The 21,179-nt window shown below is 34.8% G+C and carries 21 protein-coding genes; all 21 read right to left on the bottom strand.

Annotated features, from left to right (window positions below; genetic code table 11):
* Nucleotides 1–181: 181 nt before the first annotated feature.
* The 21 genes from N5B56_RS04350 to rpoC all read right to left on the bottom strand — a co-directional run bounded on the left by N5B56_RS04350 (nucleotide 182) and on the right by rpoC (nucleotide 21,161).
* Nucleotides 182–793, bottom strand: coding sequence for an HAD family hydrolase (locus N5B56_RS04350; protein WP_243053233.1), 612 nt, complete (start codon nucleotides 791–793; stop codon nucleotides 182–184).
* A 47-nt stretch (nucleotides 794–840) separates the two neighbouring features.
* On the bottom strand, nucleotides 841–1,080 hold the full coding sequence (locus N5B56_RS04345; protein WP_199663675.1) for a GNAT family N-acetyltransferase: 240 nt from the start codon (nucleotides 1,078–1,080) through the stop codon (nucleotides 841–843).
* 5 nt (nucleotides 1,081–1,085) lie between these two features.
* On the bottom strand, nucleotides 1,086–1,238 hold the full coding sequence (locus N5B56_RS04340) for a hypothetical protein (protein WP_158574503.1): 153 nt from the start codon (nucleotides 1,236–1,238) through the stop codon (nucleotides 1,086–1,088).
* A gap of 109 nt (nucleotides 1,239–1,347) precedes the next feature.
* Nucleotides 1,348–1,587, bottom strand: coding sequence for a hypothetical protein (locus tag N5B56_RS04335; protein WP_118565298.1), 240 nt, complete (start codon nucleotides 1,585–1,587; stop codon nucleotides 1,348–1,350).
* A 31-nt stretch (nucleotides 1,588–1,618) separates the two neighbouring features.
* Complete coding sequence (locus tag N5B56_RS04330) at nucleotides 1,619–2,485, bottom strand: NAD-dependent epimerase/dehydratase family protein (RefSeq protein WP_260978452.1); 867 nt, start codon at nucleotides 2,483–2,485, stop codon at nucleotides 1,619–1,621.
* Between the two features lie 339 nt (nucleotides 2,486–2,824).
* Nucleotides 2,825–4,012 carry an elongation factor Tu gene (tuf, locus tag N5B56_RS04325; protein WP_117908882.1) on the bottom strand — a complete coding sequence of 396 codons (1,188 nt, stop codon included), beginning with the start codon at nucleotides 4,010–4,012 and terminating at the stop codon, nucleotides 2,825–2,827.
* Between the two features lie 138 nt (nucleotides 4,013–4,150).
* Nucleotides 4,151–6,268 (bottom strand): elongation factor G, encoded by a 2,118-nt coding sequence (gene fusA, locus N5B56_RS04320; RefSeq protein ID WP_117908880.1) that lies wholly within the window; start codon nucleotides 6,266–6,268, stop codon nucleotides 4,151–4,153.
* A 113-nt stretch (nucleotides 6,269–6,381) separates the two neighbouring features.
* Nucleotides 6,382–6,852, bottom strand: coding sequence for a 30S ribosomal protein S7 (rpsG, locus tag N5B56_RS04315; protein ID WP_022089854.1), 471 nt, complete (start codon nucleotides 6,850–6,852; stop codon nucleotides 6,382–6,384).
* 255 nt (nucleotides 6,853–7,107) lie between these two features.
* A complete protein-coding gene (gene rpsL / locus N5B56_RS04310) occupies nucleotides 7,108–7,527 on the bottom strand; it encodes a 30S ribosomal protein S12 (protein ID WP_022089855.1) in 420 nt (139 codons plus the stop codon).
* A gap of 271 nt (nucleotides 7,528–7,798) precedes the next feature.
* Nucleotides 7,799–8,152, bottom strand: a complete 354-nt coding sequence (locus N5B56_RS04305) for a DUF4234 domain-containing protein (protein WP_022089856.1) — start codon at nucleotides 8,150–8,152, stop codon at nucleotides 7,799–7,801.
* A gap of 258 nt (nucleotides 8,153–8,410) precedes the next feature.
* Nucleotides 8,411–9,829 carry an alanine/glycine:cation symporter family protein gene (locus N5B56_RS04300; protein WP_243053234.1) on the bottom strand — a complete coding sequence of 473 codons (1,419 nt, stop codon included), beginning with the start codon at nucleotides 9,827–9,829 and terminating at the stop codon, nucleotides 8,411–8,413.
* 113 nt (nucleotides 9,830–9,942) lie between these two features.
* Nucleotides 9,943–11,358, bottom strand: coding sequence for a lipopolysaccharide biosynthesis protein (locus tag N5B56_RS04295; protein WP_118565300.1), 1,416 nt, complete (start codon nucleotides 11,356–11,358; stop codon nucleotides 9,943–9,945).
* A gap of 181 nt (nucleotides 11,359–11,539) precedes the next feature.
* Nucleotides 11,540–11,962 carry a hypothetical protein gene (locus N5B56_RS04290; RefSeq protein WP_022089859.1) on the bottom strand — a complete coding sequence of 141 codons (423 nt, stop codon included), beginning with the start codon at nucleotides 11,960–11,962 and terminating at the stop codon, nucleotides 11,540–11,542.
* A gap of 144 nt (nucleotides 11,963–12,106) precedes the next feature.
* Nucleotides 12,107–13,039 carry a thiamine pyrophosphate-dependent enzyme gene (locus N5B56_RS04285; RefSeq protein WP_117908870.1) on the bottom strand — a complete coding sequence of 311 codons (933 nt, stop codon included), beginning with the start codon at nucleotides 13,037–13,039 and terminating at the stop codon, nucleotides 12,107–12,109.
* Nucleotides 13,040–14,233, bottom strand: coding sequence for a pyruvate ferredoxin oxidoreductase (porA, locus tag N5B56_RS04280; RefSeq protein WP_260978451.1), 1,194 nt, complete (start codon nucleotides 14,231–14,233; stop codon nucleotides 13,040–13,042). It abuts the gene before it with no gap.
* Nucleotides 14,226–14,537: a 4Fe-4S binding protein gene (locus N5B56_RS04275; protein ID WP_022089862.1), complete on the bottom strand. Its 312-nt coding sequence runs from the start codon at nucleotides 14,535–14,537 to the stop codon at nucleotides 14,226–14,228. Before N5B56_RS04275 ends, porA begins: the two co-directional genes overlap by 8 nt.
* Nucleotides 14,538–15,110 (bottom strand): 2-oxoacid:acceptor oxidoreductase subunit gamma family protein, encoded by a 573-nt coding sequence (locus tag N5B56_RS04270; protein WP_022089863.1) that lies wholly within the window; start codon nucleotides 15,108–15,110, stop codon nucleotides 14,538–14,540.
* 142 nt (nucleotides 15,111–15,252) lie between these two features.
* A complete protein-coding gene (locus tag N5B56_RS04265) occupies nucleotides 15,253–15,399 on the bottom strand; it encodes a hypothetical protein (protein WP_260978450.1) in 147 nt (48 codons plus the stop codon).
* A gap of 329 nt (nucleotides 15,400–15,728) precedes the next feature.
* The gene (locus tag N5B56_RS04260) at nucleotides 15,729–16,445 is read right to left on the bottom strand and encodes a queuosine precursor transporter (protein WP_022089864.1); all 717 of its coding nucleotides are present in this window, start codon (nucleotides 16,443–16,445) and stop codon (nucleotides 15,729–15,731) included.
* A complete protein-coding gene (locus N5B56_RS04255; protein WP_260978449.1) occupies nucleotides 16,439–17,167 on the bottom strand; it encodes a radical SAM protein in 729 nt (242 codons plus the stop codon). Before N5B56_RS04255 ends, N5B56_RS04260 begins: the two co-directional genes overlap by 7 nt.
* 214 nt (nucleotides 17,168–17,381) lie before the next feature.
* Nucleotides 17,382–21,161 carry a DNA-directed RNA polymerase subunit beta' gene (rpoC, locus tag N5B56_RS04250; RefSeq protein ID WP_260978448.1) on the bottom strand — a complete coding sequence of 1,260 codons (3,780 nt, stop codon included), beginning with the start codon at nucleotides 21,159–21,161 and terminating at the stop codon, nucleotides 17,382–17,384.
* Nucleotides 21,162–21,179 lie beyond the last annotated feature (18 nt).

Genomic DNA, 21,179 nt, shown 5'->3' with positions numbered 1-21,179 from the left:
AAAATCATATCATGTGCATTTGCGAATTCAATAACGCAGTAGTTGTCCTAAACTCAACCGCATCCATATATGCTAAAAAAATCAAACTACATATCATAATTCCTGTTGTCACAAAGATCCACCTACAAATTCTAATTTTAATGATGTTTCGTTTCATCATATAGAATCACTGATGCGAAAACTATAAATGTTCCAATATCTCTGTAATATTATTTACTATATGTTCAGGCTGATATTGTATCAGCTCTAAGTTTCCATAAGCAAAAGAGCCTTGTTTCACCCATATTGTATGCATTCCAATTTGTGATGCTGGTTCGATATCATTATCTAGTCTATCTCCAATCATATAAGTCTCTTCTGGAATACACCCTGATTTATCTAACGCCATCTGAAATATTTCTAGATTAGGCTTAGATATTCCAACTTCGGCTGAAGATATGATAATATCAAAATATTGGCGAATACCATATTGTATAATACGCTGTTCTGTTCCCATACTTTGGTTAGCAATGATACCTAAATGATATTTGTCTCTCAACTTTTCAAGCAGCTCAGGAACACCTTTATATACTTTTTCTAAATGCTTTGGCCATTTTATCGTTTCCAATCCAAATTCTTTAGCAGCATCTTTATACGGCAACCGATTTTGTGAAGCAAGCTCTATCATGCGATGTTCTAACGTCTCTCTCTTTGGTGCGTTAGGTTGCTTTAGCAATTCTTGTGTTCTATATTCTGCACATTCACTTTCATCTATCAAAGTTGATCCTAAGTCAAAAAATATCCATTTAATCATTTTCTTACTTCCTTTCGAGATATAGATATTTTAAGCAGTATATCCCTTCACTCCTCATCCCTCAACTGCATTTGTCCACAAAGCATTGAGAAAAATCCAAATCTCTCATAGTACTCCTTTAGTTTTTCTTCTCCGTATATTACTGAAAGCATATAAATATTTCGTTCTCTAATCTCTTTGATTACCATACTCATCATCTGTGTTCCGAACCCTTGATTTTGCATTTCCGGATGAACCATCAAATCCTGTATGTAGGCATCAGTAACCCCATTAGATACGACTTCCACATATCCTACCAGTCTGTCACCCCATAAGCACTCACAGAAAGAAAACACTGTAATTTTGGATTATTTAAAGAACTTTCCATTGTATTCCACCCAACAAATTTACGCAGTTCGCTCAGTTGCATCGCATCCATTTTCTTATTTAAATAATAATTAACCATCTAACTCCTCTTTCAATGAAATCATTGCTTACTTTTTACACTTGCCATCCACCGCTTACACTTTTCACATAAATAAATTTTTTATCAGTTCGACAAACTGATATGTAGTCTATCCCCTCAGATTTTTTAGAGCATCGGGGTTATTTGAGATAATCATTCCAACCATCTGACATTTTTCCATGTCTAGGCAATCGCCACACATTACCACACCCTTTTTCAACTCGCGATGTTCATAAGCAGTGTTGTTCTTGTTTATAAATGCTCTAGTAATCTCTGCTCCAAATGCCTTGCAATAAATTTTTGCTGCATCAAAACTATTTTTTACATAAACTTGATTATAATTTTTCATAGTCAATCTCCTTTTTCAGTTTTATCAATTTTTATTTGGTAACTTCAATATAATAATCTAAAAGTTCATATATCCAATCATGAAGTACCGAAAACTGAAATCCCAACGCTTGTGCTTTTTCGGTATTTATACTATATTCCGGTTCTCCGTTATATGGAGCGTTTTCCCCTCCTTTGTCAATAATTGCTTTGGAACCTGTTTTCTTTTCAACATAATCAATTATCTCTCTTATAGAAATAGTTCCTTCAGCACTTCCATTAATTGCTCCTTTGACCTCTTTATCAACCAGAAAAGCCATAAATTTCCCTGCTTCATCGGAACTTATAAAGCCCATCTGATAGTCCAAATTATCTATATTCATAGGAATAGACTTCATTACATGTTCGACATAGAATAATAATCTTTTCGTATAATCATCTTTGCCTATTGCAAAAGGATATCTTACCGCAATCCAATTGCGACTAGAGTATTTTTGCCACAAAGCATACTCCGCTTGCCGTTTTATTTGTTCATACGGAAAAGCAAATCTGTCACACCAAATAAGCTCTTTTGATATTCCATCAAAATCAGATTCCATCGTATTCATATGTTTAGGTTCATATACAGATGTACTGGACATATGCATATATTTATCACAATCTACAGCTTCCATCACATACTTTATATCATTCGAACAATAGGCAATTTTATCAATAACAATGTCATAATGCGTGCCGGATAATGCTTCTTTTACACTTTCTTCATTTGTCCTTTCAAGGATAATCCTCTTTACCTTGTCACCATATTCATCAGAAGATATTCCCCTTGTGGCAATAGTAACATCATGCCCCTTTTCTAAAAGTTCATTTACCATATGTATTCCAAAAAATCTAGTACCACCTATTACTAATATTTTCATCCTTTTTCTCCACAAACTCATATTTATCAATCAAATCTTCCCCTAAAATTATACCATTCTCCCAAGAATAAAACCATACATTTCCTCTCGTGACGCCATTTTGACGCCATTAACTCCTCATTTCTCTCTATGACGTAGAAAAGGCATCCCCGAAAATTTCGGGAATGCCCATCATTCACACAAGCATATCTTATTGATTACTCCGTAATCAATAAGCTCGCGGCATTCATAGAATGCCTGCGAGCCCTATAAACAAAGGAAAACCACGGTTTCGTGTAAACACGACCGTGGTTTTCTTTATTTATAGTGAGCTTGCGCTCTATTCATTGATAACGTTAATTATTCAACAATTGTAGCAACCTTACCTGAACCTACTGTTCTACCACCTTCACGGATAGCGAATCCAAGACCCTGTTCCATAGCGATTGGGTGGATAAGTTCGATTGTCATTTCTACGTTGTCACCAGGCATGCACATTTCTGTACCAGCTGGAAGTTCACAAACACCAGTTACGTCAGTTGTTCTGAAGTAGAACTGTGGTCTGTAGTTGTTGAAGAAAGGAGTATGACGTCCACCTTCATCTTTTGTTAATACGTAAACCTGAGCTGTAAATTTCTTATGGCATGTTACTGAACCTGGTTTAGCAAGAACCTGTCCTCTTTCGATCTGGTCTCTGTTGATACCTCTTAAAAGAGCACCAATGTTATCACCAGCCTGAGCTTCATCAAGAAGCTTTCTGAACATTTCGATACCAGTTACAACTGTCTTCTGGATTTCTTCCTTAACACCAACGATTTCAACTTCATCGTTCATATGAAGAACACCACGTTCTACTCTACCTGTAGCAACAGTACCACGACCTGTGATTGTGAATACGTCTTCTACTGGCATTAAGAATGGCTTATCTGTATCTCTCTGTGGATCTGGGAAGTAATCATCAATTGTGTCCATAAGTTCCATGATCTTGTCGCCCCATTCTGATGATGGATCTTCAAGAGCCTTAAGAGCTGAACCTTTGATGATTGGAGTTCCGTCGAATCCATATTCTTCAAGGATTTCTGTAACGTCCATTTCTACTAATTCAAGTAATTCATCATCGTCTACCATATCGCATTTGTTTAAGAAAACAACGATTTTAGGAACACCAACCTGACGTGAAAGTAAGATATGTTCCTTTGTCTGAGCCATAACACCGTCAGTTGCAGCTACAACAAGGATAGCACCATCCATCTGAGCAGCACCAGTGATCATGTTCTTTACATAGTCAGCATGTCCTGGACAGTCAACGTGAGCGTAATGTCTCTTCTTTGTTTCATATTCAACGTGAGCTGTAGAGATTGTGATACCTCTTTCTCTTTCTTCTGGAGCTTTGTCGATATTTTCGAAATCTGTAGCTTCGTTACCTTCAACTCTTTCAGAAAGAACTTTAGTAATAGCAGCTGTTAATGTTGTTTTACCATGATCTACGTGTCCGATTGTACCAATATTACAATGTGGTTTGTTTCTTTCAAACTTAGCTTTTGCCATTTTTGATAATCCTCCTAATAATAAAATATTTTAATAACTGACCTAATGGTCGTCTTTACATAGGCTTAGTTCCCATTATATTTTATAATGGGAATATTTTCAAGCCTTTAAGTTAAATTAATAATCTAAATCAATATATTATTTTGCTCTTGATGAAGCAACTTTTTCCTGAACAGACTTTGGAGCTGCCTGATATCTTTCAAAGAACATTGAGTAGTTTCCACGACCCTGAGTTGTAGAACGAAGTTCTGTTGAGTAACCAAACATTTCTGACAATGGAACGAAAGCTCTTACGATCTTACCGCCACCGATGTCATCCATACCTTCAATCTGTCCACGCTTTGAATTCAAGCTTCCGATAACATCACCCATGTATTCTTCAGGCATTGTTACTTCAACCTTCATGATAGGCTCAAGCAATACAGGATCTGCCTTAGCCATAGCATCCTTGAATGCCATAGAACCTGCAATGTGGAATGCCATTTCTGAAGAATCGACTTCATGGTATGATCCATCATATACTGTAGCATGTACACCAAGTACTGGGAATCCTGCGATGATACCTGACTGTGCAGCTTCTTCGATACCTTCTCCAACAGCCGGGATATATTCCTTAGGAATGTTACCACCAACTACTGTAGATTCAAACTTAAACTGTTCTTCACCGTTTGGATCCATTGGCTCAAACTTAACTTTACAGTGACCATACTGACCACGACCACCTGACTGCTTAGCATACTTGCTATCAACGTCAACTGCCTTAGTAAATGTTTCCTTGTATGCAACCTGAGGTGCACCAACGTTAGCTTCTACCTTAAATTCACGAAGAAGACGATCTACGATTACGTCTAAGTGAAGTTCACCCATACCAGCGATGATTGTCTGACCTGTTTCACGATCTGTGTGAGCACGGAATGTAGGATCTTCTTCAGCTAATTTAGCTAAAGCTTCACCCATCTTACCCTGGTCATTCTTTGTCTTAGGCTCAATTGCGAGCTCGATAACTGGTTCTGGGAATTCCATTGATTCAAGAATTACAGGATGCTGTTCATCACAGATTGTATCACCTGTTGTAGTCAACTTGAAACCTACAGCAGCTGCAATATCTCCTGAATATACTTTATCTATTTCTGTACGCTTGTTAGCATGCATCTGTACGATACGTCCAACACGCTCTTTCTTACCCTTTGTAGCATTTAATACATATGAACCTGAGTTCATTGTACCAGAGTAAACTCTGAAGAATGCTAACTTACCTACGAATGGGTCAGTCATAATCTTGAATGCTAAAGCTGCAAAAGGTTCATCATCTGATGAATGACGTACTACTTCGTTACCATCTTCATCAACACCTGTGATATCAGGGATATCTGTTGGAGCTGGCATGTATTCGATAACACCGTCTAACATCTTCTGTACACCTTTGTTCTTGTAAGCTGATCCACAATATACAGGAACTGCTTCACAAGCGATTGTAGCCCTTCTAAGTACCTTCTTCATTTCTTCGATTGATGGTTCTTCACCTTCAAGATACATTAATGTAAGGTCATCATCTAATTCACAAATCTTTTCAACAAGGTTGTCATGCCATTCATTAGCAAGATCCTTTAAGTCATCAGGGATTGTTGTGATTTCGATATCTTCACCCTTATCATCTTTATAGTAATATGCTTCCATTTCAAATAAATCGATTAATCCGGCGAAATCGTCTTCTTTACCAATTGGAATCTGAACTGGGATTGCATTCTTGCCCAAACGATCAATGATTGTCTGAACTGAATAAAAGAAATCTGCACCCATTTTATCCATCTTGTTGATGAATGCCATACGAGGTACATTGTATGTGTCAGCCTGACGCCATACGTTTTCTGACTGTGGTTCAACACCTGCCTTAGCATCAAATACACCTACAGCACCATCTAATACACGAAGTGAACGCTCAACTTCTACTGTAAAGTCAACGTGTCCGGGAGTATCAATAATGTTGATACGATGTTCTAACGCACCTTTTTTTGGTTTGTGATGATCTTCTAATGTCCAGTGGCATGTTGTAGCAGCTGAAGTAATTGTGATACCTCTTTCCTGTTCCTGTTCCATCCAGTCCATTGTGGAAGCGCCATCATGAGTCTCACCAATTTTATAATTTACACCAGTATAATATAAGATACGTTCTGTTAATGTAGTCTTACCGGCATCGATATGAGCCATAATACCAATGTTTCTTGTTCTATCTAGTGGATATTCTCTTCCAGCCAAGGTTTTTTCCTCCTTAATTTATTGTTCATTTGCATGAATTTAAAATTAAAACTGTATATTTGTTACAAAACAGTTATTGCTATGCAACCTGTCTTGTAACACTTACAGTTTTATTAGAAACGATAGTGAGCAAATGCTTTGTTTGCTTCAGCCATCTTATGCATATCTTCTTTCTTCTTTACTGAAGAACCTGTATTGTTTGCAGCATCCATGATTTCGTTAGCTAATCTTTCTTCCATTGTCTTTTCACTTCTCTGACGAGAATACAATGTAATCCAACGAAGTCCTAAAGCCTGTCTTCTTTCAGGTCTAACTTCAATAGGAACCTGGTATGTTGCACCACCGATACGTCTTGCTTTAACTTCAAGTGCTGGCATGATGTTGTTCATAGCTTCTTCGAAAACTTCGATTGCATCTTTACCAGTCTGGTTTGCAACTCTATCAAAAGCTCCGTATACGATCTTCTGAGCTACGCCTTTCTTACCATCTAACATAATGTTGTTGATAAGCTTTGTAACTACTACGTTATTATACATTGGATCTGCTAATACTTCTCTTTTCTGAGTATGTCCTTTACGTGGCATGTTACTTCCCTCCTTAATCAATTTTTCCTAAATTTGCCTAAAATATTCACAAATTTAGATTTTGCAGGTTTCCTCACTTGTGAGTCTCCTGCGATTAGATCTTCGGTACTCACATAAGTTGTGTCCTTGCGCACGGCTTTAGACTCTATTTCTAACACCGCAAAGTTTAACTTTCGTGTCAAACTCTGCCCTGTAATAATTCTAATAACCGGCACTAAAATCATTCAACCTGTGATTGGCTTATAAAAGCCTTTCCTACTTAGCGTCTTTTGGTCTCTTAGCGCCGTATTTAGAACGGGCCTGACGTCTCTTAGCAACACCTGCTGTATCAAGTGTACCTCTGATGATATGGTATCTTGTACCTGGTAAATCTTTTACTCTACCACCACGGATAAGTACAACGCTATGTTCCTGAAGATTATGACCTTCACCTGGAATGTAGCTTGTTACTTCAATACCATTTGAAAGACGTACTCTGGCAATCTTTCTAAGAGCTGAGTTAGGCTTCTTAGGTGTAGCTGTCTTAACTGCTGTACAAACACCACGTTTCTGTGGAGAAGCTGTATCATTCATCTTCTTGTTTAAAGAGTTATAGCTCTTTAATAATGCTGGAGCAGTTGACTTCTTAACTGAAGTCTGACGTCCTTTTCTTACTAACTGGTTAAATGTAGGCATCCTTTTTTCACCTCCTGTTATTAGAATTATGTGTAAATCACATTTATTTGTAGCAAAAAGGCATAATATGCCTGTTCGCATACTATGCCATTATATATGTGTTATATTTTTTTGTCAACATATCATTTAAAAAATTAATTTTCGATACTTTTCTTTATAAAAATGTAAAAATTGTTAATTTCTTTCGATATTTTCATACATTGTAACTTTTTATAAATTAAATGTCATGTTATTTAATTCATTTTTAAACACCATACTATTTAATTTATTATTAAAACGCCATGCTGTTTAATTCATTCTGCATTAAAGCTTCTGCAATAATTCCGAATCCAAAAATAGTCAATAACAAATAAATAATTCCTGAGTTACTTGACATAATTCCTCTTGCTGTTTTTGCTTCGTCAATCTTTTCACCCTGCTTATAAGCCCAATAAAGACCATATATTCCACATGTTACGAGTGAAAGCAAGAATGCTACACCTCCTGATGTATTGTTCAATCCTTTGTTATCCGGCAATAATGTGTTCGCATCGTCTGTTAAAACAACAAACCAATATATTCCGTAAATCCCGCATGTTACGAGTGAAAGAATTATGCACATTGCAATACTTCTTCTCTGAATCATACCTTTCTCCTCCTTTTCTCTTTTTTGGTAAATAAATTCACTCATTTAGTATAACACACATATATACCATTTGAAACATCTATTTACAAATTATGCCTATTATATTTTAGGGCCAAATTTATTGCATTTTATAAACGCATATAAATTTGGCCCTGTTTTATTACTTTTTATCTCTCTTTTCTAAAAAATTTAAACTATTTTTCATTTATTATTATACAAAACATTGCATTTTATTCATATTTCAATAATAATATTCTATTACTTATTTTTCTCTGCCTTAATTACTTTTTGAAATTCTATCATATCTTTTGCAATTTCACCGCTTAAAGCAAGAAGACATATTAAGTTCGGAATAGCCATAAGCGCATTGGCTATATCTGAGAAATCCCATACAATCTGTAATGTTGTTGTAGCTCCTATGTATGCAATTAAAGAAAATAATATTCTGTAAATCATGTTGTATTTGTGTGTTCCCAAAATATATTCAAATGCTTTTTCTCCATGATACTCCCATCCAAGTATTGTTGAAAATGCAAATAATGCAATTCCTATTGTAACAAGGTAAGCTCCCCATTTACCTAAAGCCGTACTAAATGCTGCAATTGTCAAGGCAGCTCCAGATACTAATTCTCCTGATGCATCTGTTGTTCCAAGTACACCTGAGCTTGCAATACATAATCCTGTAATAGTACATACAACTATTGTATCGTAAAACGTTCCTGTCATATTTATGTATCCCTGTCTTACATGGTTATCTGTTGTAGCTGCTGCTGCAGTTATGGCAGCTGAGCCCATACCTGCTTCATTTGAAAAAACACCTCTTGCTACACCAAATCTCATTGCGTTCATCATTGAAGCTGTAATTGTTCCTGCTACTCCTCCTGCAAGTGGCTGTATCCCTATTGCAGATTGAAAAACTGCTGTCAATCCTGCGGGAACATTTTCTATATTAATTATAATTACCACTAAACCTGCTATTACATAAAATATTGCCATTGCAGGTACTACAACCTGTGATACTTTTGATATTGATTTGATTCCACCTACAATTATAATTAAAGCTAAAATTGTAAGAATTACCCCAACAACATTTGTCGGGATGTTCCATGTAGATTTTAATGACTCTGATATCGAGTTTGCCTGTGTAAGATTTCCTATTCCAAATGATGCTATTACAGCGAATAAGGCAAACACCCAGCCAAGTACTGCTCCAATCTTTTTATTTTTAAATGCCTTTTTCATTGTATACATAGGACCACCTGACATTTCCCCATTAGCATTTACTTCTCTATACTTAATTGCAAGCATACATTCACTAAATTTTGATGTAATTCCAAATGCTGCCGACAACCACATCCATACTAATGCTCCGGGTCCACCTGATACCATGGCTGTAGCAACACCTACGATGTTTCCGGTACCAATTGTTGCTGCAAGCGCTGTTGTCAGAGCTGAAAATGGTGAAATATCTCCACTTCCTCTACTTTTTGTTCTTGCTTCTTTACTAAGTGTCGACTTAAGGGCATAACCTAAATTTCTCCATCCTAATCCTCTTGTTCTGATAGTTAAAATTACTCCGGTTCCAACTAATAAGCATAACATAATTGGTCCCCATACAATTCCGTCAATTGTTGACAAAACATCTCCCAGTGTCTTTGCAAATCCTTTCATAAGCATATTCCCTTCCTTTTTCATTTTTTACCATAAACACAAAAAGCGGCAACCCGACTCCGGGTTACCGCCTTTGGAACTTACTAATATACTAATTTGTCATCCGTTTATTGCCAAGTTTATTTTACTCTCATCTCGTTTATTACTTTTATATATTTTGCAAAGCATGCTATTCCAAATATAACCGTAAATATTCCATAGACAAAAATACTTACTACCCAATCATGATTTGCAAAGAAATAAAATGCCCCTAAACTTACTACGATATAAAAATATCTTGGCATCCAATCCTTAACTTTCAATTTAAAATGCTTTATAAATTTTCTATCTGTAATTAAATACCATACTATAAATGACGCAAGACTTGCTAACGCAATGTACCATGAATCATTAAACACAATCAATGCTATTACATCAAACGCAAAGCCTATGGTAATTGCCATAATGTTGTTAGCAGTGTATTCCTTTATCATCTTAAGTACTTTAAAATAATTTCCACATACCAACATTATTAAAATTCTGAATACTATAGTTCCAAACAAAATTGCGACTATAGGAATGCTATCATTATATTTAGGTATCCATAATTGTATGATAAATTTTGCTGCAAAAAATGCCGCCATTGCTGCTGCTGAAACAACAGATACCACATCACTAAGCATCGTATAATATAATCCATATTTATTTTCATCCGCTCTAACAAGATATGGATATACAAGATTTGTAACAACCGTTACCATTGTAAATACAAGACTTACTATTGAAACCGCAAACTGATACATTGAAAATGTATATTTAGGCATAAACTGTTGTACAAATATACTGTCTATTCCTAAAATAATAATTCCAACAAACTCACTAAGCATCAGGAAAAAACCTGTTTTTATTAATCCACCAACTTCGGATAACTGAACTTTTCCTGATTTTGCAAGTATAATTTCTTTATTTTGATATATAGACAAACTCATACATACAAAATTCATTATTGTTGTGAATATTAAAATACTTAAATATGTGTACAGATGAAATGCTATAATACATCCTACTGCTACAACATTTAAAACATTCTGAGTTATTGTAAGATAACTGTCTATAACAAATCTCTTTGTAAATTGATTTATAGATGAAAAGAACCATTTAATATTAATCAACGGAATATTAACTATTACAAAAAGATATGCAATTCTTTGATCTATATCATTTCCACCACTTGCAAATATAACAAATGCTAACAACGCCAATGCAGAAATTATATGAATTACTATCAGGCTTTTAAAAAATGCTTTAAACTTACTGTATGGAATATCTTCATAATCATATTTTCCATACTTAATATATATTCCGTTTACAAGTCCAAAATGAAAGAACCCCGCATACGCTATATATAAATTATAAATCTGATAATTTGCATAACTATCAACACTAATATTCTTTGGCAAAATAAATCCCATGAACAGCCCGACTAAAATAGTCAGACCGTTACTTAAGCATACCATTATTATATTTTTTGTAGCTGAACTTACTTTATTATTCATTACTAATTATTCCTTTTACCATTCTACGGACATAAGTCAATAAAATTATTTTTTGTATTTATACGAGTATAAGTCAATAAAATCATTTCTTGTATAATTCAACAAATACTTTTTTCATATCATTATAACAGACAGATTTCAAAAGGCAACATACCCATCCTTGTTTCATACTTTATTAACATTATTGTAGTTGTTTCAACAAAGTTATTATTCTTTCTTTTGTTTTTTTCCCTTTAATGTTAACAACTACACAAACAATTACTAATATTGCAGTAGCTATGGCACACATAATAATATTGTCCAATTGTTTCTGATATATTGACCATGATAATCTTGCAATTATTAATATCGCTGCTACCGCTACTAATGTTGTCAAATAAAATCCGTTTGTAAATCTTCCTTTAATTGATGTTTTATTTTCTTTAGCTTCAATTGTTCCTTTAAAAACTGCCGGTATAGCATCTTCTAACTTTCCTTCTGAATTATCAAATGTTTCAATCATTATTTTATTATCTTCAACACTGCACTTTAATGCATTTTTTTCGCATTTTCCTTTTAAAACTTTTATGAAACTGCTTTTTTCTCGATTAAATTCAAATTCCATCTTATTCCTATTCTTTCCCTCAGAAAAATCGGCTGTCAAAAACAGAAATTATATTCTCTATTTTTGGCAGCCTTTATATGTCAATATTAATCTATCTTAATTTACACCATTTTGTGTAATTTTACAACAGCATTTTTCATACTGTTATCTGCTACATTTGAATAACAAATCATCCCATCTTCTGTCAACTTCCTTCTGGAATTCTTCAATCAGGTGTTCATTTTCAGGTTTAAACAAATGTTTAAATCTTCCCTGTGTTCTTAAAAATTCTTCAATTGGAAGTCTCTTCTTTGGTTCATAATTCAAAATCCATTTGCCATCAATCACTTCAAATAATGGCCAGTAATTAGTTTCTACACCTAACTTACATATTTCCATTATTTCGTCAGCTTTATATTTCCATCCTGTAGGACATGGTGACATAACATTTAAAAATGCTGGTCCATCTGTATAGATAGCTTTTTCAGCCTTAACATGCATATCTTTAAATCCCTGAAGTAAAGTTGTCTGTGCAACGTATGGAATGTCATGTGCTGCAAGTATTGCTGCTAAATCTTTTCTATACTGTGCTTTACCTTTACATTTTGGTCCAACAGGTGTTGTTGTTGTATCCGCATACATTGGAGTTGCTGATGAACGCTGTGTACCGGTATTCATATATGCTCCATTATCGTAGCATACATACGTCATATTTGTTCCTCTTTCCATTGCTCCTGAAAGAGACTGGATACCGATATCATATGTACCACCATCACCACCAAATGTAATGAATTTATAATCTTCTTTTAATTTACCTTTTTTCTTTAAAGCCTTATATGCACCTTCAACACCACTCATTGTCGAACTTGCGTTTTCAAATGCACTATGTATATAACTGTCTTCCCATGCTACATATGGATACATAAATGACGATACATTTAAACATCCTGTTGCACATGAAATAACTGCCTTATCACCTTCATGAAGTCCTCTAAGAACGTTTCTTGCTGTTATAGTAGCTCCACAACCTGCACACATTCTATGACCGGGAGCAAATCTTTCAGGCTTATTCATTGTTTCTTTAAAATTGTAACCCATTTATTTTGCCTCCTTATCTCTTAATCCCATGTATCTGTAAACGTCACCTGTTTCTCCTGTTGCTGCGATGTCTTTTAATGTATCATATACATTAATCATGTCATCAACTGTAACATCACGTCCACCAATACCATACATGATATCAATTGTAAGAGCTGTACATCTTGCTGTGTACATTGCCTGCATTGTCTCTGCTCCTAATGGGCCTCCATTTGTTGAAAAGCTTTCAGATCTGTCCATTATTGCTACAGCCTTACATTTTTTAAGTGAAGCTGCAATTTCTTCTCCAGGGAAAGGTCTGAATGATCTTACTTTTATAAGACCTACCTTTTCACCATTTTCTCTCATATGGTCGATTGCTTCCTTTGTTGTTCCTGCAGCTGAACCTATAATAACAACTGCATATTCAGCATCTTCCATTCTATATTCTTCAATAAGACCGTATTTACGTCCTGATATTTTTTCAAATTCTTCTGCAATATCTTTAATTACCTGCTTTGCATTTTCCATTGCATGAGACTGTGCTTTTCTTGATTCCATATAGTAATCAGTGATGGCATATGGTCCTACTGCATATGTTTCATTTGGATTGAGCAAATAATCTTCCGGCTCATATTCTCCAACGAAATTCTTTACTACATCATCATCAAGTAATTCCATATTCATTACGGCATGACTTGTAATAAATCCATCCTGGCAAATCATAATTGGTAACATAACATCCTTATGTTCTGCAATTCTGTAAGCCATAACCATATTGTCATATGCTTCCTGATTTGTTTCAGCATATAACTGAATCCAACCTGAATCTCTTGCTCCCATTGTATCTGAATGATCACAGTTAATGTTAAGAGGGCCTGTAAGAGCTCTACAAACTGCTGCTAATACAACAGGTACTCTATGAGATGCTGCAACACCTAATACTTCCCACATAAATGCGAGTCCTGCAGATGATGTTGCTGTCAATGCTCTCGCTCCTGCTGCTGATGCACCAATTGCTGCTGACATTGAACTATGTTCACTTTCAACTGTAATAAATTCTGTATCAACTAATCCATTTGATACATAATTTGCAAAATACTGTGGAATTTCAGTTGATGGTGTGATTGGAAACATTGGAAATACATCCGGATTAATCTGTCTTAAAGCATTTGCAACTGCTTCATTTCCTGACATCTGTACTTTCTTAGGCATTCTTCTTCACCTCCATCTTTATTGCTCCAAATGGACATGCTTTAACACAAATTCCACATCCTTTACAATGATCATAATCTATTGCACATCTCTTGTAATCTTTTACCGGAATTGCGCTATCCGGGCAACAAGGTACGCATAATAAACACTGTTTGCATTTTTCTTCATCTATAACAGGTGCTACATTTGTCCAATCGCCTGTTACAAACTGCTTTGTTGTTCCACAGCCTACAACTGTGTTACCTCTTGTAACATCCTGCCATGCTACATCAGTTCCTAACTTTGTTATATCTGTCTTTGCCATTTATTTAACCTCCCTTAAAGCTACCTTAAGAGCCTGCATATTTCCTTCAATTACTTCAGGTTTTCTTGCAAATTTATGCTTGAATGAACCTTCCATCTCATTCAAGAATGTTTCATCATCGATTACTCCTGTAACCTTTACTATAGCTGCAAGCATTGGTGTATTAGGGAAATTTTTACCAAGAGTTTCCATTGAAATCTTTCTGGCATCAACTGTGTAAACTTTTCCTTTATATCCTTTTAACAGTGGTAATATTTCTTCCTTACTTTTTGCAGTATTAATTAGAATTGCTCCATCTTCTTTAAGACCTGCTGTAACATCAACAATCTCTAATAAAGTTTCATCAACTACAACTACAAATTCCGGATCATAAATATTCGAATGAACTCGAATTTCTGAATCACTTATTCTGTCGTAAGCAGTAATTGGCGCACCCATTCTTTCAGGACCATATTCAGGGAAACCCTGAGCATATTTACCTGTTTTAAACGCCACTTCTGCTAAAAGCAAAGCTGCTGTTTTGGCACCTTGTCCTCCACGTCCGTGCCATCTGATTTCAAGCGTATCTTTCATCTTTTTTCTTTCCTTTTCATAAATTGTTCTTTATGCATTTATGTGTTATCTGGATTGAATTAATAAATTCGAAAGCACTTTAACTAACTGCATATAAAGAGTATTATAAGCAAATTACACATTATTTTCAATAGTTAACGCTTTAATATGTTAAACTGTTAGTTAATTTAATAGTTGGCAATGCCAAACCTGAACCGTATGAAGTAAGAATCTGTCTTTGTCCCACATATGTTACAGCTCCCCCTGAATAATTTACTACATGAGAAATTCCAGGACTTCCTGTAAGCATTACATAACAAATTTTCTGAAATAGGATCTGATAAACCCGATTCCTGATTATTTACATAAGATGTTACTTTGTAATAATAATCTGTTGCTGTATTGTAGGTATATTTAGTTCTCTTTTTTATCAAACAATAGCATTAATGTTAATTGCTTAAAATCTTTCATATAGTAATTCAGTAAAAATATTATTTTTAATTGCTTAGAATTTTGTACATAATCAGCACACAAAAAATGCCCTACAGATTGTTTCAAACTAAAAGTTCTTTCAATCTATAAGGCACCATTTTTATATATTATATTATTTTTTTCTTACATCACATGTACATTTAATCTTTACTTTTTAAATTTATCTTTTTCTTTATTTTTATCATAAATCAATCTTGCACAATATACAAAAGGTGTATCAGCAAGGCTTGTTACAATAAATATCACATAACTGGAAATTACAATTTTTATTATTGTTGATGTTGAATGTATTCCCCAAAATGCACCAAGTGAAAATAATAGATTATTTAAGAACTGTGATACAAGTGTTGAACCATTGTTTCTAATCCATAAATATTTTCTTTCATTACCAAACTTCTTTTTAGTAAATTCCCACCATTTATGATATGCCCACACATCAAATTGCTGTACTATGGCATATACAATCATACTTGTAAGCATTAATCTTGGTGTATTTGAAAAAATTGTCTTCATTGCAGGCATCGCAAAATCGCTTTCTGCAGGGATATACTGAAGCCACCACTGCGACAAAATTATAAAAGCAATTGATGTAGATATACCCAAATATACCGCAAGTTTAGCATCTTTTTTTCCATATATTTCACTTATTATATCCGTTATTAAAAATGTAGAAGCAAATAACACATTTCCTAATGTCATTTCCATTCCAAATGCATTAATAACTATTAAAACTTCGATATTAGCGCCTATTGTTGCAATTATTGTAAATGTATATAATCCCTGTTTTCCAAAAATTCTATACAATACAAGCGTCATTCCATAAATTACAATTATTGAACCTATTAATAAAATTTCATTTAACATTTATTCTCTCCAACTCCAAAATCTGTATTTTCTAATAGAATATCCACTTTATCATTATCTTTAAATCGTGGATATACTTTTGTTCTAAATTGCTCAATAACCATTTTATCAGGCTTTATCGGCATTCCATTTTCTGTCATAATATTTACATATACACGTTTAAAATGCTTTAAGCCCATTTCTATATCCCAAATCATAGATTCGGCTGTTTGTCCTTCTATTCCTTGAAGCAAATTAATTTCATCAAAATATTCAGCTATTATTTTCGGATTTTTTTCATCTATTCCTTTAACAAGATAATTTTCTCTAAAGTCATAATCAAAAGTTTCTAATCCGAGTCTAATTACAGGTTCTACTCCCAAATCCATAAATTCCTTTTTAAATTCTTTAACTTCATCTTTATGAATCCAATGACATTCAAAATGAATTTTTTTTATTTTTTTATTTACGCAAATATCCTTAATCATTTTAATTGTATTTCCATCTAGATCTACAAAACTTCCTGAATTTATTACTTCAAGTTCACCAAACATTCCTGTCACTTTTTCAAGTTCAGCTTTATTTATTTTATAATTAAATTCTTTGTCAGGGCTTGAGTCTAAATGATAATCACAAAATCTGCATTTACGCCATTTACACCCATTTCCAACAAGCATTACTATTTCTCTTGGACATTTACCTTTAATAATTGAATATCTTACAGGATTAAAACCTTCTACCATAATTAATTGCTCCTTTATCAAACAGCACTTTATAATATACTTATTTAAACTATAATCACCACTCGCGCAGCAGATGTTTTATAGTTCGTAACAAAAAAAGAGCACACTAAGGCGCTCTTTTTTTCATAAATTAAATCCTTAGTTTTGTTTATAGACAGGATGGTTACGAACTGTCTTTTATATTATCAAATGCAAGTATATTGCTTTTGATTTTTTATTCTTCTGTATCTTCGCTAACCGCAACAACGTCTTCTGATGTAATTTCTTCATTTTCTGAGAATGATAAAACATCATCATCGTTTATTGCATTTGCAATATTGTCATCAGTATCTAATTTTACAGAACGGTATCTCTTCATACCTGTACCTGCAGGGATTAATTTACCAATGATTACGTTTTCCTTAAGACCTACAAGTGGATCAACCTTACCATTAATAGCTGCTTCTGTAAGAACTCTTGTTGTTTCCTGGAATGAAGCTGCTGATAAGAATGAATTTGTAGCAAGGCTGGCCTTTGTGATACCAAGCATTACCTGAGTACCTGTTGGAACTTCTTTTCCTTCTTCCTGCAAGCGTTCTACTGTTTCATTGAAATCAAGAACGTCAACTGATGTACCTGGAAGGAATTCTGAATCTCCTGCTGTGTCAACCTTAATCTTCTTAAGCATCTGACGTACAATTACTTCAACGTGCTTATCATTAATTTCTACACCCTGTAAGCGGTAAACTCTCTGTACTTCACGAATCATATAATCCTGAACTGCACGAAGTCCCTTAATCTTTAAGAGATCGTGTGGGTTTATACTACCTTCTGTAAGTTCGTCACCTGCTTCAAGGATTGCACCGTCAAGAATCTTAATTCTTGAACCGTAAGGAATCAAATATGTCTTTGATTCGCCTGTTTCATCATTAGTAATAACAATTTCACGTTTCTTTTTATTTTCTTTAATTTCAGCTCTTCCACCAAATTCAGCAATAATAGCAAGACCCTTTGGCTTTCTAGCTTCAAATAATTCTTCTACTCTAGGAAGACCCTGTGTAATATCATCTCCGGCGATACCACCTGAGTGGAATGTTCTCATTGTAAGCTGTGTACCAGGTTCACCGATTGACTGAGCAGCAATAATACCAACTGCTTCACCAACCTGTACTGACTGACCTGTAGCCATGTTAGCACCGTAACACTTAGAACATACACCTACATGTGATTTACATGTAAGAATTGTACGAATCTTAACCTTGTCTACACCTGTAGCTACAACCTTTGCTGCACGCTTTGGTGTAATCATGTGGTTTGCTTTTACAATGATATTTCCTTCTGCATCATAAATTGTTTCTGCAGAATATCTTCCTGTAATTCTTTCTTCAAGACTTTCAATTACTTCACCGCCGTCTGTGAAAGCTTCGATTTCCATAAATGGAATTGCCTTTCCTTCACAACAGTCAACATCACGAATAATTAAATCCTGTGATACATCAACAAGACGTCTTGTTAAGTATCCTGAATCGGCTGTTCTTAACGCTGTATCTGCCATACCTTTTCTAGCACCATGAGCTGAAATGAAGTATTCCAAAACGTCAAGACCTTCACGGAAGTTTGACTTAATAGGCAACTCAATAGTTCTACCTGATGTATCGGCCATCAAACCACGCATACCGGCAAGCTGTTTAATCTGCTTATCAGAACCACGGGCACCAGAGTCAGCCATCATAAAGATGTTATTATATTTATCAAGTCCTGTAAGAAGGGCTTTTGTAATTTCATCATCGGCTTTCTGCCATGTTGTAATTACTTCTTTGTATCTTTCTTCATCTGTTAAGAAACCACGACGATAGTTCTTTGTAATCTTTTCTACAGTTTCTTCAGCATCATCTAAAATCTGCTGTTTAGCTGCAGGTACTGTCATATCAGAAATTGAAACTGTCATGGCAGCTCTTGTTGAGAACTTATAACCCATAGCCTTGATATCATCTAAAACTTCAGCAGTCTTTGTTGCGCCATGGTTATTGATTACTTTTTCAAGAATCTGTTTCAACTGTTTCTTTCCTACGTGGAATCCAACTTCTAATTTAAGGAAGTCTTCATCTGTTTCTCTCTTAACAAATCCCAAATCCTGTGGAAGGATTTCATTAAATATTAAACGTCCAAGAGTCGCATCAACAACACCTGTAATTTCCTTACCTTCATTGTTGTATACAGTTCTCTTTACACGAATCTTCTGGTGAAGAGTAATTTCTCCATTTTCATATGCGAGAATTGCCTGATTTTCATTGCTAAAGCTACGTCCTAAAACGTCAATAGTTTTACAAATTACAACTCTGTCATCTGCATGGAATTTAATCATTGAATCAACATCAATTTTTCCATCATTTAATTCTTTTCTGATACTGTCTTCATCTTCGTAAACTTTTGCCTTTTCTAATGTCTTAACAAGTTTCTCATCATCTGAATAATCAACATATTTATCCATTGTCAAATAGTAAATACCAAGTACCATATCCTGTGAAGGAACTGCTACAGGTGCACCATCTGATGGTTTTAATAAGTTGTTTGGTGACAATAATAAGAATCTACATTCTGCCTGTGCTTCTACTGACAATGGAAGATGCACGGCCATCTGGTCACCATCGAAGTCGGCATTATAAGCTGTACATACAAGTGGATGAAGCTTAATAGCTCTACCTTCAACTAAAACAGGTTCAAATGCCTGAATACCAAGTCTGTGAAGTGTAGGGGCACGGTTAAGCATAACCGGATGTTCTTTAATTACATCCTCTAATACATCCCATACTTCTGTCTGTAATCTTTCTACCATCTTCTTAGCACTCTTAATATTGTGTGCTGTTCCATTTGCCACTAATTCTTTCATAACAAATGGTTTGAACAATTCAATAGCCATCTCTTTTGGAAGACCGCACTGATAAATCTTAAGTTCCGGTCCTACAACGATAACTGAACGTCCTGAATAGTCAACACGCTTACCAAGTAAGTTCTGACGGAAACGTCCCTGCTTACCTTTAAGCATGTCTGATAATGACTTAAGAGCTCTGTTTCCAGGACCAGTTACAGGTCTTCCTCTTCTACCATTATCGATTAACGCGTCTACAGCTTCCTGAAGCATTCTCTTTTCGTTTCTAACAATGATTTCCGGAGCGCCTAATTCAAGAAGTCTCTTAAGACGGTTATTTCTATTTATGATTCTTCTGTATAAATCATTTAAATCTGATGTAGCAAATCTACCACCATCTAACTGTACCATAGGTCTTAAGTCAGGTGGAATTACAGGTACTACATCAAGAATCATCCATTCAGGTTTGTTTCCTGAACTTCTGAAAGCTTCCATAACTTCAAGTCTTTTAACAATCTTAGTCTTTTTCTGACCTGTTGCTTCAAATAACTCTGCTTTAAGTTCTTCAGCTTCTTTATCCAAATCTATAGCTGCAAGTAATTCTTTAATAGCTTCAGCACCCATGCCTACTCTGAATTTTCCTGCATATTCTTCATAAGCTTCTCTGAATTCTTTTTCAGATAAAACCTGCTTGTACTCAAGATTTGTATCCATTGGGTCAAGTACAATGTATGATGCAAAATACAATACTTTTTCCAATACCTTTGGAGATATATCAAGGATTAATCCCATTCTCGATGGGATACCCTTGAAGTACCAAATGTGTGATACAGGAGCTGCAAGTTCAACTCTACCCATACGCTCTCTACGAACGCTGGCCTTAGTTACTTCAACACCACATCTATCACAAATGACACCTTTATATCTGATTTTCTTATATTTTCCACAATGACATTCCCAGTCTTTGCTAGGTCCAAAGATTTTTTCACAAAACAATCCGTCCTTTTCAGGCTTTAAAGTTCTGTAGTTAATTGTCTCTGGTTTTGTTACTTCACCCTTTGACCATTCTCTGATCTTTTCCGGTGATGCAAGACCGATTTTAATCTTGTCAAATGCCACCTGTTCACTAATGTTGTTATCTGTCATGATCAAATCTCCCTTCTA

Origin of the sequence: Eubacterium album, from assembly GCF_025336545.1 — a bacterium.
Classification (GTDB): Bacteria; Bacillota; Clostridia; order Lachnospirales; family Lachnospiraceae; genus Eubacterium_U; species Eubacterium_U album.
The sequence above is the reverse complement of the archived record's forward strand: the minus strand, read 5'-3'. Positions and strand labels throughout refer to the sequence as shown.

Excerpts from the sequence above, each read along its gene's own strand:
- N5B56_RS04350 (WP_243053233.1), bottom strand. The coding sequence starts at position 793 with ATGATTAAATGGATATTTTTTGACTTAGGATCAACTTTGATAGATGAA.
- N5B56_RS04340 (WP_158574503.1), bottom strand. The coding sequence starts at position 1,238 with ATGGTTAATTATTATTTAAATAAGAAAATGGATGCGATGCAACTGAGC.
- N5B56_RS04335 (WP_118565298.1), bottom strand. The coding sequence starts at position 1,587 with ATGAAAAATTATAATCAAGTTTATGTAAAAAATAGTTTTGATGCAGCA.
- N5B56_RS04330 (WP_260978452.1), bottom strand. The coding sequence starts at position 2,485 with ATGAAAATATTAGTAATAGGTGGTACTAGATTTTTTGGAATACATATG.
- tuf (WP_117908882.1), bottom strand. The coding sequence starts at position 4,012 with ATGGCAAAAGCTAAGTTTGAAAGAAACAAACCACATTGTAATATTGGT.
- rpsG (WP_022089854.1), bottom strand. The coding sequence starts at position 6,852 with ATGCCACGTAAAGGACATACTCAGAAAAGAGAAGTATTAGCAGATCCA.
- rpsL (WP_022089855.1), bottom strand. The coding sequence starts at position 7,527 with ATGCCTACATTTAACCAGTTAGTAAGAAAAGGACGTCAGACTTCAGTT.
- N5B56_RS04305 (WP_022089856.1), bottom strand. The coding sequence starts at position 8,152 with ATGATTCAGAGAAGAAGTATTGCAATGTGCATAATTCTTTCACTCGTA.
- N5B56_RS04300 (WP_243053234.1), bottom strand. The coding sequence starts at position 9,829 with ATGCTTATGAAAGGATTTGCAAAGACACTGGGAGATGTTTTGTCAACA.
- N5B56_RS04295 (WP_118565300.1), bottom strand. The coding sequence starts at position 11,358 with ATGAATAATAAAGTAAGTTCAGCTACAAAAAATATAATAATGGTATGC.
- N5B56_RS04290 (WP_022089859.1), bottom strand. The coding sequence starts at position 11,962 with ATGGAATTTGAATTTAATCGAGAAAAAAGCAGTTTCATAAAAGTTTTA.
- N5B56_RS04285 (WP_117908870.1), bottom strand. The coding sequence starts at position 13,039 with ATGGGTTACAATTTTAAAGAAACAATGAATAAGCCTGAAAGATTTGCT.
- porA (WP_260978451.1), bottom strand. The coding sequence starts at position 14,233 with ATGCCTAAGAAAGTACAGATGTCAGGAAATGAAGCAGTTGCAAATGCT.
- N5B56_RS04275 (WP_022089862.1), bottom strand. The coding sequence starts at position 14,537 with ATGGCAAAGACAGATATAACAAAGTTAGGAACTGATGTAGCATGGCAG.
- N5B56_RS04270 (WP_022089863.1), bottom strand. The coding sequence starts at position 15,110 with ATGAAAGATACGCTTGAAATCAGATGGCACGGACGTGGAGGACAAGGT.
- N5B56_RS04265 (WP_260978450.1), bottom strand. The coding sequence starts at position 15,399 with ATGCTTACAGGAAGTCCTGGAATTTCTCATGTAGTAAATTATTCAGGG.
- N5B56_RS04260 (WP_022089864.1), bottom strand. The coding sequence starts at position 16,445 with ATGTTAAATGAAATTTTATTAATAGGTTCAATAATTGTAATTTATGGA.
- N5B56_RS04255 (WP_260978449.1), bottom strand. The coding sequence starts at position 17,167 with ATGGTAGAAGGTTTTAATCCTGTAAGATATTCAATTATTAAAGGTAAA.
- rpoC (WP_260978448.1), bottom strand. The coding sequence starts at position 21,161 with ATGACAGATAACAACATTAGTGAACAGGTGGCATTTGACAAGATTAAA.